This is a genomic window from Streptomyces sp. NPDC002680 (assembly GCF_042889145.1).
Taxonomy (GTDB): domain Bacteria; phylum Actinomycetota; class Actinomycetes; order Streptomycetales; family Streptomycetaceae; genus Streptomyces; species Streptomyces adonidis.
Genome location: NZ_JBIAQP010000023.1, coordinates 82,624 through 96,808, shown reverse-complemented (window position 1 = coordinate 96,808; position 14,185 = coordinate 82,624). Strand labels below are relative to the sequence as shown.

Here is a 14,185-nt window from a genome sequence, read left to right as displayed (position 1 = left end):
TTTCCCGCAGGCACGAAACCTGCGGAAGATTGTCGCGCCCGCATACCGCCGGGTACAGTCGCCGCACTGCTCTGCCAGCTCTACCAGCCCCTGTTGTCGAGGCGAAAGAGAAGTTGGTGAACGAACGTCACCCGTCGGGGACCATGACCACCCCGGCTCCGGCTTCCGATGCCGCGACAGCGCATTACGCGTCGTACGGCACCCAGGAAGTCCCTTTCGGTGACTTCACCACGTACGACTCCACCTTCGCCAACGGTTTTGACGCGGGTATGGGCACGGGTACCGGTACCGGGACTTTCGCCGCCGACCCGCTCTTCGGCAACATGCCGGCCGACGACACCACCGGTTCGTACGACAACTCCCAGTGGTCCACCGGCAGTCACCACACCCTGAACTACGACCCGTACGCGGCCCAGCACCACGCCGCCTACGACACCGGGGCGTACGACACCACCACCTGGGCGCCCGGCTACCAGCAGCTCGCCGACATCCCCGCGCAGTCGCCGCCCCCGGGCGCCGAAACCAGCGGCCAGTGGGATGCGAACGCCTGGCTCCAGCCCGAGCAGGTCGGCCAGGCCGACCAGACCCAGCAGTGGGCGTGGGGCACACAGGTCTCCGACACCGGTGTGTACGACGCCACGCAGTGGAACTCGGACGGCGGCCCGAGCGGCACGTCCGCCGAGTACGACCACGAGCGTGAGCACGAGTACGACCAGCAGGCCACCGCGATGTTCGAGCAGATCGCGGACGTGCCGGACGTACAGGAGTACGACCAGCACGCCCTTGCCCACGACGAGTCGGACCTCGTCGCCGACGGCGAACTGCCCGCCGAGGCCCCGCTGCTCGACGGCCAGGAGGAGACCGCCCCGAGCACGGCACCCTCCGGCGGGCGCGCGGCGTCCCGTACGGCGGCTCGCAACGCGGGCCGGTCCCGGCGTCGTACCCCGGCCAAACGTTCCGCTCTGCTGACCGTCGCCGTTCCGTCCGCCTGTGTGATGGGGGTCGCGGGCATCGCCGCCGCCTCCGTGGGCGGCATGAGCGGTGACGACGAGCAGAACACGACGGCGTCGGCCCCGGACGGCGTGGCCGTGAAGCCGTCCACCGCGAACAACAAGCTGGACTCCCAGCTGGAGAGCCTCTCCGCGGGCGCGGACGACTTCGCCGACCGGGCCAGCCGCACGCAGGAACGTATCGACCTCAAGGCCCAGCAGGCCGCCGAGAAGAAGGCAGCGGCCGCGGAGGCCGCCCGCAAGGAGCGGCTGCGCCCCAAGTACGCCCTGCCCGTCGCACAGAGGGGCCTCAGCGCCTACTTCGGCCAGGCCGGCATCAACTGGATGTCCGTGCACACCGGGATCGACTTCCCGGTCTCGTACGGCACGACGGTGATGGCCGCGACCGACGGCACCGTCCGCACGCAGTGGAACAGCGCGTACGGCAACATGATGATCGTGACGGACAAGGACGGCACGGAGACGTGGTACTGCCACCTCTCCAGCTACCAGGTCGCGTCCGGCACGACGGTCAAGGCCGGCGACGCCATCGCGTACTCCGGCAACTCCGGCAACTCGACCGGCCCCCACCTCCACTTCGAGGTCCGCCCGGCAGGCGGCTCAGCAATCGACCCCCTCCCCTGGCTCCGCAGCCACGGCCTGGACCCGACGTAGTTTTCCGGCCTGCCTTTCGCGTATCCCAGCGGGCGCTTCGCTGTTCAGCGGCGCTGCAGCGCCCCGACAGGGGCGCGGGGAACTGCGCGACCAGCCCCCACCGGCCCGCAGATCCATTACCGCGCCCCAGCAAAACCGCTAAAGCTTCTCCACCGGCGCATACCGCAACAGCAACCGCTTCGGCTTCTCCTCACCGAAGTCCACCGTCGCCTCCGCGTTCGAACCAGTCCCCTTCACACCCACCACGGTCCCCAGACCGAACTGGTCATGCGTGACCCGATCCCCCACCGCCAGCGCGACAACCGGCTTCTCCGCCCCACCCCGCCGCGTGGCGAAGCCCGCCGCACCCGAGGCCGTGGAACGCGAGCGCGAGGACGACAGCGAGGACGCCACCCCGGAGACCGGACCAGAGGACGTCGCCGGAGCCATCCCGCCCGTGCGCTTCCACTCCAGATGGGTCGCCGGGATCTCCTCCAGGAACCGCGAGGGCGGGTTGTACGAGGGCTGCCCCCACGCACTGCGCAGCGACGACCGGGTCAGATACAGCCGTTCACGCGCGCGCGTGATGCCGACGTACGCGAGCCGCCGCTCCTCCTCCAGCTCCTTGACCTGGCCGAGTGCACGCATGTGCGGGAAGACGCCGTCCTCCATGCCGGTCAGGAACACCACCGGGAACTCAAGGCCCTTGGCGGTGTGCAGGGTCATCAGGGTGATGACACCGGAGCCGTCGTCGTCCTCGTCGGGAATCTGGTCGGAGTCGGCGACCAGGGCGACCCGCTCCAGGAACGCGGCGAGCCCGGCTGGGGCAGCCACCTCTTCGACAGCAGGCTGTTCGGCGTCCGTAGCCGCCTCGTCAGCAGCCCCAGACTCCTGCTCGAACTCCAGGGCCACCGCGGCGAGTTCCTGGAGGTTCTCGATCCGGGTCTCGTCCTGCGGGTCGGTGGACGCCTGCAACTCGGCGAGATAGCCCGTACGTTCGAGCACCGCTTCGAGGACGGTCGCCGGGCCCGCGCCGGACTCGACGATCGTACGGAGGTCCTCCATCAGCGTGTTGAACTTCTTGACGGCGTTGGTCGACCGCGACGCCATCCCGTACGCCTCGTCCACGCGCCGCAGCGCCTGCGCGAAGCTGATCTTCTCGCGCTGCGCCAGCGCGTCGATCATCGCCTCGGCGCGCTCCCCGATGCCCCGCTTGGGGACGTTGAGGATCCGCCGCATCGGGACCGAGTCCTCCGGGTTGGCGAGGACACGCAGGTAGGCCAGGACGTCCCGGACCTCCTTGCGCTCGTAGAAGCGGACGCCGCCGACGACCTTGTAGGGCAGGCCGACGCGGATGAAGATCTCCTCGAAGACACGGGACTGGGCGTTCGTCCGGTAGAAGACGGCGACGTCGCCCGCCTTCGCGTCGCCCGCGTCCGTCAGCCGGTCTATCTCCTCGGCGACGAACTGCGCCTCGTCGTGCTCGGTGTCGGCGACGTAGCCGGTGATCTGCGCGCCCGCGCCCGCGTTGGTCCACAGGTTCTTGGGGCGGCGGGACTCGTTGCGCTCGATGACCGCGTTGGCCGCGCTCAGGATCGTCTGCGTGGAACGGTAGTTCTGTTCGAGCAGGATCGTCGTCGCGTCCGCGTAGTCCTCCTCGAACTGGAGGATGTTGCGGATCGTCGCGCCCCGGAAGGCGTAGATCGACTGGTCGGCGTCACCCACGACACACAGCTCGGCGGGGCGCAGGTCGTGCTCGCTGGGCGGTACGTCCACCGGATGCTCGGCGGTGCCGACGAGTTCCCGTACGAGCGCGTACTGGGCGTGGTTGGTGTCCTGGTACTCGTCGACGAGGACATGCCGGAAGCGGCGGCGGTAGTGCTCGGCGACGTCCGGGAAGGCGCGCAGCAGGTTGACCGTCGTCATGATCAGGTCGTCGAAGTCGAGGGCGTTGGCCTCGCGCAGCCTCGACTGGTACATCGCGTACGCCTGGGCGAGGGTCTTCTCGAAGCCATCGCTCGCCTGGGCGGCGAAGTCCTCCTCGTCGATCAGCTCGTTCTTCAGGTTGGAGATCTTCGCGCTGAAGGACTTGGGCGGGAAGCGCTTGGGGTCCAGGTCCAGGTCACGGCAGACGAGCGCCATGAGCCGCTTGCTGTCGGCGGCGTCGTAGATCGAGAAGGAGGACGTGAAGCCCAGCCTCTTGCTCTCGCGCCGGAGGATCCTTACGCACGCGCTGTGGAACGTCATGACCCACATCGCGTTCGCGCGCGGGCCGACGAGCTGCTCGACGCGCTCCTTCATCTCACCGGCGGCCTTGTTGGTGAAGGTGATCGCGAGGATCTGACCGGGGTGGACTCCCCGCTCACCGAGCAGATACGCGATGCGGTGCGTGAGCACACGTGTCTTGCCGGAGCCGGCGCCCGCCACGATGAGCAGGGGGGTGTCGGCGTGCACGACGGCCGCGCGCTGGTTCTCGTTCAGCCCGTCCAGGAGCGCGGCCGGGTCCACCACGGGGCGTGGGGCGCCGTCGCGGTAGTACGCGTCCCGGTCCGGCGGCGCGTCGAACTGCCCGCCGAACAGATCGTCCGGAACGGGCTCCGGCGCATGCTCGTCCTCGGGCGGCGGCGGGGGCTCCTCCTCGTGGGCACGAGGGCCCTGGAGGTCCGCCAGGAAGCTGTCGTCAAAGAGGCTGCTCATCGCTCTCCGAGTCTAGGCGCCCCCACTGACAACCGGCCGCCACCCCGAAAACATCCTCCGTGCTGTCCGGACAGCAGATCTCGGATCAGGATGAACACGTCAAGTATGGATCTAACGTCACACACTCCTCCAGATCGACTCCGGGAGTCATGTTTAAGGTTGAGGTCACAAAAACGTATCGGGCATAGCGGTCATCAACCTTCACAGGGGCCACACGAATTGGTTAGCGTGCCCTCCAGGCCGCTCGACCCCCACCGGCGAACATCGCCGGGCCGCGCGGCCTCCGCCGAGTCCGATCGTGCCGCCTGTGCGGCAGGAGCCGGGGACCCACCGAGAACTTGGGGTGAATCGGTCCGACCGCCGTCCAGGGCAAGGACCGTAGGGCAACCCTTCCGAACCACCCGCCCGAACCCGACAGCTAACCCGGTAGGCGGTACGTGGAAGGAGTCGCCTCCCTTGGCGTCGTCGCACCGCAAGTCGCGTCCTACGGGAACGCGCGTAGCAGGCATACGGACCCCCGCCTTCGCCACGGCGGCCCTGACCTCCGTCGCCCTGCTGTCCCAGACCGCCAACGCCGCGCCCTCAGCGCCCTCGGCCGATGACAAGCCGAGCATGGAGGAGGTGGAGGCGCAGGTCGACGACCTTTACCACCAGGCCGAGTCGGCCGCCGATGTGTACAACGCGGCCAAGGAGAGGGCCGTCAAGCAGCAGAGTCGCGTCTCCACCCTGATGGACGACGTGGCCCAGCGCACGCAGAAGCTCAACGAGGCGCGCGAGGAACTGGGTTCCTTTGCCGCGGCGCAGTACCGCACCGGGTCGGCCGCCCCCGACACGGCGACGTTCCTCCTCGCGGACGACCCGCAGGACTACTTCGACCAGAACCAGCTGATGGACCGTCTGACGGCCCGCCAGAAGGACGCGGTCGACGAGTACATCACGGAGCAGGCCGAGACGACGCAGAAGCGTCAGGAGGCCACCGCGAGCCTCGAATCGCTCACGGAGTCCCAGGACGACCTGCAGACGACCAAGACCGCGGTCCAGACGAAGCTCGCGCAGGCCCGCCAGCTCCTCTCCCGCCTCACCGCCGAGGAGAAGCTGCGGCTCGCGGCGATCGAGCGGGAGAAGCAGGCGGAGGCCCGCCGTCAGGCGCAGGAGCTCGCCCGACAGCAGCAGGCGGCGGAGCAGCAGCGCCAGCAGGAAGCGGCGGCGGCCGCGGCGGCCCAGCAGTCGACGGGCGGCACCTCCTCGGACACGTCGACGGCGCCGGTCACCGACTCCTCGTACGCCGCCAAGGCCGAGAAGGCCCTCGCCTTCGCACGCGCACAGATCGGCAAGCCGTACGTCTGGGGCGCGACCGGCCCGGACTCGTACGACTGCTCGGGCCTCACCCAGGCCGCCTGGAAGGCCGCCGGAGTCACCCTCCCGCGCACCACCTACGACCAGGTGAACGCGGGCACCACGGTCTCCCTCTCCGACATCCAAGCCGGTGACCTGGTCTTCTTCTACGACGACATCAGCCACGTCGGTCTCTACATCGGCAACGGCATGATGATCCACGCCCCGAAGCCGGGTGCGTACGTCCGCGAGGAATCGATCTTCTACGACGGTGAGTCGGCGATCCACAGCGTGGTGCGCCCGGCCTGACGGGAAAGCCGGGCGGCTCTCATCAGGTCCAGAGCACGGCGATGAAGATGTTCGCCGTCGTGAACAGACCCACCAGGCCGAACAGCCGCTTGTCCACGGTCTCGTCGTCCCGCTTCACATAGACGAGGCCGAGGATCACGATCAGCAGGGCCAGCTTCACGCCGATCTTGACGTTGTTCACCGTCTGGTCGTCGGCCTGGTTGAGGCCCACCAGGGCGACACCGGTGACCAGCATGGTGAACGCGCCGTGCAGCATCGCCGGCACGAAGCGGGCCGTGCCCTGCCCCATCGCCTTCATCTGGGTGAGGAACCCGCCCAGGAGCGAGGCGATGCCGATGATGTGCAGGCCGACGAAGAGATGGATGAGTACGTCCATGGGCCCGGAGCCTAGTCAGAGGCTCCCGCGCCGCATGACACCGGGCTGGGGTGAAGGGCGCCCGCACGACATCCGGCATGCCTCCTACGGCCCTTCGACGACCTCGCATATATGCACCCCATAGCACCGTGTAATCGCCACGTGCCTCCCAAACCTCCTCATCGGTCAGCCGTCTGTGTGAAGTCGGCGGCGCCGGAGCGCGATCACGGTCGGATGTGGTCACCCGGTGGTCGGCTCACGCCAGTTCCGTACATGGCGTTACCCCCACGTCACACTCCGGTTTAGCGTCCTCCACCAGGTGACCGGCTCCCCACCGCCGCCCGGGCCAGGGGCGGCAGTCGGACACCACCGCCGAGAAAGTCCGGCGGCGGACCGCTCCCCCTGTGCGGGCCGCCGCCGGACGCGCAACCGCCTTCCTGGGTCCGCTTCCCAGGCAGCCTTCCGGCGGTCGTCGTAGTGGCGGTCGTACGAAAGGACGTGACGCCCCGGTGGCAGCGCACCGCAAGCCCCGACAGCGCTCGCTCAACGGCAATACGGCCCGCACCGCCGCCACGATCGCCCTCGCGGGCGCGGCGACGGCGACCGGCTTCGACGGCATCGGGTACGCCGAGCCACAGCTGACCCAGGCCCAGGTCGAGGCCAAGGTGAACAAGCTGTACGAGGAGGCGGAGGTCGCCACCGAGAAGTACAACGGAGCGAAGGAGAGGGCCGAGCGGGCGGAGCAGCGGCTGGGGAACCTGCGGGACGAGGCGGCCCGCAAGGAGGACCGGCTCAACTCGGCGCGGGAGGCGCTGGGTTCGATGGCCGCGGCGCAGTACCGCTCCGGCGGGCTCGACCCCGCACTGCAACTCGCCCTCTCCGACGACCCCGACAGCTATCTCGCCGGCGCCGCGTTCGCCGAACGGGCGGGCAGCAGACAGGCCTCGGACGTGACCCGCGTACGCAGGCAGCTGCGGGAGATCGAGCAGCTGCGCGGGGCCGCCCACGTCGAGCTGACCACCCTCAAGTCACGCCAGGCCGAGCTGAACCGCCACAAGAAGACGGTGACCGGAAAGCTGGGCGAGGCCCGCCGGCTCCTGTCCCGCCTCAGCACGGAGGAACGCGCCCGCCTCGCCGCGGCGGACGGCGCCAGTGGCGGCTGGGGCGGAGCTCATGCCTCGCGATCGTCGGGGAGCGCGCGGGACGAGCTGGGGGCGGCGGGAGCCACAGACACCACCGACGCCGCTGGAGCGTCCGGGGCCTCCGGAGCCGCCGAGGCGCCCAACTCGCGTGCGGCGGCGGCCGTTTCCTACGCCTACCAGAAGCTCGGCAGCCCCTATGTGTGGGGCGCCACCGGCCCGGACGCCTTCGACTGCTCTGGCCTCATGCAGGCCGCGTACCGCTCCGCGGGCATCTCCCTGCCTCGCACCACCTACGCCCAGATCAACGCCGGCCAACGTGTCTCACGGTCCGAACTCCTCCCCGGCGACCTGGTGTTCTTCTACTCGGGCATCAGTCATGTAGGCATGTACGTGGGCCGCGGCCAGATGATCCACGCCCCGAACCCCTCGGCACCGGTACGGGTGGCACCTCTGGACGAGATGCCCTTCGCGGGCGCCACCAGGGTGGCCTGACTACACCAGCCGCCGGGCCGTGGCCCACCGCGTCAGCTCGTGCCGGTTCGACAGCTGGAGCTTCCTGAGGACCGCCGACACATGCGACTCCACTGTCTTCACGGAGATGAAGAGCTGCTTGGCGATCTCCTTGTACGCATAACCCCTGGCGATCAGCCGCAGCACCTCCCGCTCGCGCTGGGTGAGGCGGTCGAGATCCTCGTCCACCGGCGGGGCGTCCGTGGACGCGAACGCGTCCAGGACGAACCCGGCGAGCCGTGGCGAGAACACCGCGTCGCCGTCCTGGACACGGAAGACCGAGTCGACGAGGTCCGTGCCGGTGATCGTCTTCGTGACGTATCCCCGAGCACCGCCGCGGATCACGCCGATGACGTCCTCCGCCGCATCCGAGACGGACAGCGCCAGGAAGCGGACCGGCTGCTCGGGGTCGGCCATCAACGGGGCACATCGGCGCAGGACTTCGACCCCGCCGCCGCCCGGCAGATGGACGTCGAGCAGGACCACCTCGGGCCGGGTGGCGGTGATGACGGTGACCGCCTGGTCGACGTCGGCGGCCTCGCCGACCACCTCGACACCGGTCCTCTCGGTCTGCCCGATCTCGGCCTGCACCCCCGTACGGAACATACGGTGATCGTCGACGAGAACCACCCGCACCCGCCGCCCGACCGCTTCACCAGTGCCGCTAGCGGCAGGCTCAACGGCCTGTGCACCCTCGGCGGGTGCGGTGGTGGGTTCGGCAGCCGCTGTCGGTTCGGCCGACTCCGCCGAACCGGCCGAACCGGCCTGCCTGTTGTCCCCCTGTGCCTCGCTCATGACGTACTCTCCGCCCTCTCCATCTCCAGCTCGACCTCCGTGCCGCCATCCGGTACCGCGCGCAGCCGCGCCGTACCGCCGTTGCGCTCCATGCGGCCGATGATCGATTCTCTGACGCCCATGCGGTCGGCGGGTATGGAGTCGAGGTCGAAGCCGGGTCCGCGGTCCCGGACGGACACGAAGACCGTCCTGCCCTCGACCTCGGCGTAGACCTGTACCGCGCCGCCCTCGCCACCGTACTTGGCGGCGTTCACCATCGCTTCCCGCGCGGCCTGCATCTGTGCGCCGGTTCTATCGTCGAGCGGGCAGTCGCCGACGACCACGACCTCTATGGGGACACCGTGCTTGTCCTCCACCTCTGCCGCACTGCGCCGCACCGCCTCGGCGAGGGTGTCGGGTTCGTCGGCCTCTTCCTTTCCGGTGCCCTCCGGTTTGTAGAGCCAGTTGCGCAGTTCGCGCTCCTGGGCGCGGGCGAGGCGACGCACCTCGTTCGCGCTCTCCGCGTTGCGCTGGATCAGGGTCAGGGTGTGCAGCACCGAGTCGTGCACATGGGCGGCGACCTCCGCACGCTCCTGGGCGCGAATGCGCATCAGGCGCTCCTCGGAGAGGTCCTGGGTCATCCGGACGAGATACGGACCGGCCAGCAGCGCTATCCCGACCAGCACCGCGAGCGCGGCCTGGAGGACCGAGCCGAGGTGGGCGGCGGAGCCCTGCAGGACGAAGATGCCGGACACACCGGCCGTGACCAGCATGACGCCGGCGGCGGCACGGACGAGGGTGAGCGTGCGCCTGCGGCTGCCCACCTCCATCCAGCGGGCCCGCCGTGCGTTGTCCGCCTGGCGCCAGACCAGGGCGACGCCCGCGGCGACGAGCACGGTCGGGAACAGATAGGCCTTGGCGCCCCCGCCGAGATTCACATTGCCGACGAACACCATGGCCACGACGACCATGAGGAGCAGGGCGACGATCTGTCCCTTGTCCGGCTTGCGCGCGACGAGTCTGCGGCGGCCGTCCGGAGAGGTCTCCGCACTGACGAGGGACGGGGGCCGCTGGGCCTCGACGCCGCCGACACCGAGCGGCACGAAGAACCAGAAGGCCGCATACAGCAGCGCACCGAGTCCGTCCGCCATGAACAGGCCCACGAACATGAGGCGCAGCCAGATCACCGGCAGCCCGAGATGCCCGGCGAGCCCTCGCGCCACGCCTCCGAGCCAGCGTCCGTCGCTGCTGCGGTAGAGCTTGCGCGAGGGCCGCGGTTCGACGAGTGGCAACGCTGCGGCTTCCGGCATGCCATCGATGTTCACACGAGCGGGGTGCCCGGGCATCAGGGTCGGCCCCCGAGACTCCCCTGATCTTCAGGCCCGCCCGCCCTCGAACGCTTCCCCCGCCCCACCTCAGGGCCGATATCAGGGTTCGCCCAGGGTCATCCCGACTGCCGCCGAGCCGCCTCAGGCGCCAACATGGACGCATGACAGATCACGCACACGCCGCGACGGGTCCGGGACCCGGCTCCGGCCCGCGCCCTTCCTCGGGCGCCGGGCCGCAGGATGCCGCACCCGCCGCGGCACCCCCACCGCCCGCGGAGAAAGGGGAACCGCGCGCGCCCGAGCACACGGACGCGGCCGCGGCTGCCACAGTCGACGACCAACTGCCGGCCAGGCTCCGGCGCGACCGGCGGCAGAAGATGCTGGGCGGGGTGTGCGCGGGACTCGGGCGGACCTGTGACATGGATCCGGTGATCTTCCGGATCACGCTCGCGGTGCTCTCCGCGACCGGCGGCATCGGCCTCATCTTCTACGGCTTCGCCTGGCTGTTCGTGCCGTACGAGGACGAGGAGGAGAACGAGGTCCGCAAACTGCTCACCGGCAGAGTGGACGGCCAGGCGCTGGCCGCCGTGCTCTTCGCGCTGGTCGGCTGCGGTGTGTTCCTGACGATGCTGAAGAACGGCGGGGTGCTGTCCTTCGCCGTCATACTGTCCATCCTTCTCGCGGGCGCCGGTTACTGGTCGCGCAACCGCGGCGCCCCCGACCCCGACCCCCTGGCCGCCCAGGCCGTCGCAGACGCCCCGCCGGAGGCCCAGGCGCCCCCGGCCCCTTCCGCCTACCCCTCGTGGTGGCGCGACCCCATCGTCAAGGACGGCACACACGTCGGCGGGACGGGCTATCTGTGGGGCCCCCACGACACCCGCGACCGGGACATCTCGGCAGCGGTCAACATCACCCACGGCAACTACGACGGCCGACGTCCGGACGGCCGGACGGCCTGGCCCCGCCCACCGAAACCGCGCGGCCCGCGCTGGATCGGCGGCTGGATCCTCCTGCTCGCCCTCCTCGCCGGGTTCGTCGGCACAGCTGCGAAATGGGACGACGAGGCATTCGCCACCAGCTTGCAGACCGGTCTGGCCTGCGCGCTCACGGTGTTCGGTGTCGGCATAGCCGTGAGTGCGTTCCTCGGCCGGACCGGAGCCGGCTCGGTCTTCCTGGCGATCATCACTGCGGCTCTACTGGCAGGCTCGGCCGCGCTGCCCAAGGACGTCAGCACCCACTGGGTGCGCACGGAGTGGACACCGACCGCGGTGGCAGCCGTCCAGCCGAGGTACGACCTCGGCACGGGCGAGGCCACCCTCGACCTGACCGGGCTGCGCCTCGCCAAGGGGCAGACGGTGACGACGTCGGTCGGGGTGGGCGTGGGCCGGATCGAGGTGATCGTGCCGAAGAGCGCGACGGTGAAGGCGGACATCGAGGTGGGGGTTGGTGACATCCAGCTCCCCGGCGACGACAAACAGGACGTGGACGTGGCACCGGGCAAGCACAAGCAGGTCACGCTGTCACCGACGAGCGTCGGCGTCGGCGTCGGCACAGTCGTCCTCGACCTCCAGGTCGGCCTGGGACAGGCGGAGGTGACCCGTGCTACGTCATGAGTTCCAGCCCGGAAAGCTGATCGCCGGCATCTTCGTCACCATCGCCGGCATCACCTATATCGGCGACGCGGGAGACGCCTGGGAGACACCCTGGTTCGCGGTGATCCCGCTCATGGTCCTCGGCCTCACCCTGGCAGGAGCCGTGGCCCTCCTGACCGGAGCGATACGCCGCCGCAGGAGGACTCGCCGCACGCAGACGTCCCCGGCCCACACGCCCGAGGCGACAGCCCCTTCAAGCCCCCCGGAGATACCGAACTGACCGGCTCTCGATGCCCCGGCCAACCACCCGCACCCGCCGCTGCTACCGATATCCCCCGGACCGCTGCCGCCTGCGCCCCCGTAGGGCGGCGTCCACGGAGAAGACGGACGCACCGGCGAGAACCAGAGGAAGCCAGGCCATCAGATAGGGGAGGTCGTTGCCGTAGTAGTAGGGATCGGAGGCCCAGCTCACGGTCAGCCAGAGGCTGAGCGAGATCAACGCGCCGCCGACCGCCGCCAGCCGCGCCAACAGCCCGAGCAGCGTGCCGATACCGACGGCCAGCTCACCGAAGGCGATGGCGTAGCCGAAACCGGCGGGGTTCTTGAGGGCGAGGTCCACCAGGGCCGGAATGGCGGAGGAGTCCCGGACCGTACGCATCAGATCACCGACCGACCCTGATCCGGAGTCGGCGAAGAAGGAGCTGTCAGTGAGTTTGTCCAGGCCGGCATAGATGAAGGTGACGCCGAGAAAGACGCGCAGGGGCAGTAGGGCATAGCGAGTGGCGGTGTCCCGCCAGTCCCGCTCGCCGTCGAGATAAGGAGAGTGCGTGTCCGTTCGAGTGCTGTGAGTCATCGCTCTTAGCCGCCTCTCGCCCGCCATACGTTGACCCCTCAACAGACGATACGTACGACGACGTGACCTCGCTCACTTCCGGTACGCCAAATTTCCGCCTTTGGCCGGAAGCAGCGGCGGCCGAGCGCCAGGCCAACGCGACCACCATCAGGAGGCAGACCCTCAGTCCGTCACATCGATCACGCACCGGTTCGTCTCCACGCCCGCCGCGGTGACCACCTGCACCTCCACCCGCCCCGGCTCCACATCCGCCGGTACAGGCACCGTCAGTACCTCGTCGCGAGGGTTGCTGAAGCCGCCGGGTACCGGGACCAGGGGGACATGGACGTGGACCGGGCCGATGCGGACGACCATGCGGGACAGCCGGTCGGCGGTGCCCGCACCCGGGGGCACGAAGCCCGCGCCGCGGATCTCGATGTCGTCGCCGGTGCGGATCGGGGCGTCCAGGTCGCCCGCCTCCCGGGACCGGACGACCGACAGGATCACCGGTCGGCCGCCCTCGGCGTACTTGCCCGCCACATAGGTCGCCGCCGACACCAGCACCACCACCGCAAGCCCCCACGGCAGATCCGGCAACTGATCCGGGCGCCGCGCCAGCCGTACGACCGCGAAGAGGAGAGCGACCGTGCCGATCATCACGTACTGGATGTCCGCGAAGGTGCCGCGGCCCGAGTCGTCCGTCAGGAGGTCGGCCGCGCGGGGACGGTCCGCGCGTACCTTCTGGAGGCGCTGGCCGAGGACGCGCAGGCCGACCACCCTGCGTACGAGCACCGCGATCGCGCACACGACCGCGAGGACGGTCACGACGCCCGCGCCCCGGGCGAGTTCGAGGCCGGCGATCAGCGCGTCGCGCTCCTCGTGGCCGGAGGCAGCGGCCAGCCGGCCGACCAGCACGAGTACGGCGTACGTCACGAACAGCACCCAGACCGCCGCCACGACTCGCGACGTCGACAGGCGGTTGTCCTCGCCGATCAGGGGCGCCAGCGCCCCGCCCCGCGCCCGGTGGAACCAGGACGCGGCGGTCAGCGCGCCGCCGACCAGTACGGCGGCCACAAGGCCGGCCGTCCGGGCAGACGTCCAGCCCGCCCCGATCGCGGTGAGCGCCTGGACGAGCAGCAGGACGCCGATCAGCGCCCACACCGTGAAGGCCGTACGGCGCCACAGCCGGGCGAGCCACACCTCGCCCTCGGCCCGGCCGCGCTCGGCGACGACCGCCGCGGACTGGGTCAGCTCGTCCGAGACCCACTGGCGGGAGGCCGAGGCGGAATGGGCCACCGCCGCCGGCAGCCCCTGTCCGGCCGCGAACCCGTCCCGCATGAGCAGGAACTCGGCGACCGCACGCCGGTGTCCCGTACGTGCCCCGTGCGGGCAGTCCCCGCAGGTGCAGCCGCCCCCGTGTTCCCCGGGCAGCACACCTTGTCTCGCCTCCTGCACCGCCACGCCCGACGCCTGCCTTCCCGCACCCGAAGCCCGAACCACACGCGCGCGAATCGCCACCCGAACCGCACGCCCGAACCGCTCTACCGACCGCCGTACAACTCCCCCGCGACGAGAGCGAATTGTGCCCTACGCAACACCCTCCGCGTACGGCAGGTCGGCCCCGGCAGGGGAAAGGGCGAGTGAAACCGTGACCTCCGTGTTGACCCG

The 14,185-nt window shown here is 70.0% G+C and carries 11 protein-coding genes and 1 riboswitch; of the genes, 5 read left to right on the top strand and 6 right to left on the bottom strand.

Going from position 1 to position 14,185, the window contains the following annotated elements:
• The first annotated feature begins 116 nt into the window (after positions 1-116).
• Positions 117-1,664, top strand: coding sequence for a M23 family metallopeptidase (locus ACFYXF_RS43785; protein ID WP_389358412.1), 1,548 nt, complete (start codon positions 117-119; stop codon positions 1,662-1,664).
• Positions 1,665-1,802: 138 nt separating this feature from the next.
• On the opposite strand, the gene pcrA is transcribed toward ACFYXF_RS43785, so the two are convergent.
• On the bottom strand, positions 1,803-4,340 hold the full coding sequence (pcrA, locus tag ACFYXF_RS43780) for a DNA helicase PcrA (RefSeq protein WP_389358410.1): 2,538 nt from the start codon (positions 4,338-4,340) through the stop codon (positions 1,803-1,805).
• 289 nt (positions 4,341-4,629) lie between these two features.
• Positions 4,630-4,789: riboswitch (cyclic di-AMP (ydaO/yuaA leader) on the top strand.
• A 7-nt stretch (positions 4,790-4,796) separates the two neighbouring features.
• On the opposite strand from pcrA, the gene ACFYXF_RS43775 reads away from it, so the two are divergent.
• Positions 4,797-5,984, top strand: a complete 1,188-nt coding sequence (locus tag ACFYXF_RS43775) for an NlpC/P60 family protein (protein WP_389358408.1) — start codon at positions 4,797-4,799, stop codon at positions 5,982-5,984.
• 22 nt (positions 5,985-6,006) lie between these two features.
• Here the strand turns inward: ACFYXF_RS43775 and ACFYXF_RS43770 are convergent, their stop codons facing one another.
• Positions 6,007-6,360, bottom strand: coding sequence for a hypothetical protein (locus tag ACFYXF_RS43770; protein ID WP_235475414.1), 354 nt, complete (start codon positions 6,358-6,360; stop codon positions 6,007-6,009).
• A gap of 488 nt (positions 6,361-6,848) precedes the next feature.
• On the opposite strand from ACFYXF_RS43770, the gene ACFYXF_RS43765 reads away from it, so the two are divergent.
• The gene (locus tag ACFYXF_RS43765) at positions 6,849-7,973 is read left to right on the top strand and encodes an NlpC/P60 family protein (RefSeq protein ID WP_389358405.1); all 1,125 of its coding nucleotides are present in this window, start codon (positions 6,849-6,851) and stop codon (positions 7,971-7,973) included.
• Here ACFYXF_RS43765 and ACFYXF_RS43760 read toward each other — a convergent pair whose 3' ends face one another.
• Positions 7,974-8,786 (bottom strand): LuxR C-terminal-related transcriptional regulator, encoded by an 813-nt coding sequence (locus ACFYXF_RS43760; RefSeq protein WP_389358403.1) that lies wholly within the window; start codon positions 8,784-8,786, stop codon positions 7,974-7,976.
• A complete protein-coding gene (locus tag ACFYXF_RS43755; protein ID WP_389358401.1) occupies positions 8,783-10,075 on the bottom strand; it encodes a PspC domain-containing protein in 1,293 nt (430 codons plus the stop codon). The genes ACFYXF_RS43760 and ACFYXF_RS43755 overlap by 4 nt, the downstream gene beginning before the upstream one ends.
• Before the next feature lie 179 nt (positions 10,076-10,254).
• Here ACFYXF_RS43755 and ACFYXF_RS43750 point away from each other — a divergent pair, with 179 nt between their 5' ends.
• Both ACFYXF_RS43750 and ACFYXF_RS43745 read left to right on the top strand, forming a co-directional pair.
• Positions 10,255-11,706 carry a PspC domain-containing protein gene (locus ACFYXF_RS43750; protein ID WP_389358399.1) on the top strand — a complete coding sequence of 484 codons (1,452 nt, stop codon included), beginning with the start codon at positions 10,255-10,257 and terminating at the stop codon, positions 11,704-11,706.
• Positions 11,693-11,965, top strand: a complete 273-nt coding sequence (locus tag ACFYXF_RS43745) for a hypothetical protein (protein ID WP_389358397.1) — start codon at positions 11,693-11,695, stop codon at positions 11,963-11,965. Before ACFYXF_RS43750 ends, ACFYXF_RS43745 begins: the two co-directional genes overlap by 14 nt.
• A 42-nt stretch (positions 11,966-12,007) precedes the next feature.
• Here ACFYXF_RS43745 and ACFYXF_RS43740 read toward each other — a convergent pair whose 3' ends face one another.
• Both ACFYXF_RS43740 and ACFYXF_RS43735 read right to left on the bottom strand, forming a co-directional pair.
• Positions 12,008-12,538 (bottom strand): DoxX family membrane protein, encoded by a 531-nt coding sequence (locus ACFYXF_RS43740; protein WP_389358395.1) that lies wholly within the window; start codon positions 12,536-12,538, stop codon positions 12,008-12,010.
• Positions 12,539-12,700: 162 nt separating this feature from the next.
• Positions 12,701-13,978 (bottom strand): hypothetical protein, encoded by a 1,278-nt coding sequence (locus ACFYXF_RS43735; protein WP_389358393.1) that lies wholly within the window; start codon positions 13,976-13,978, stop codon positions 12,701-12,703.
• Positions 13,979-14,185: the final 207 nt, after the last annotated feature.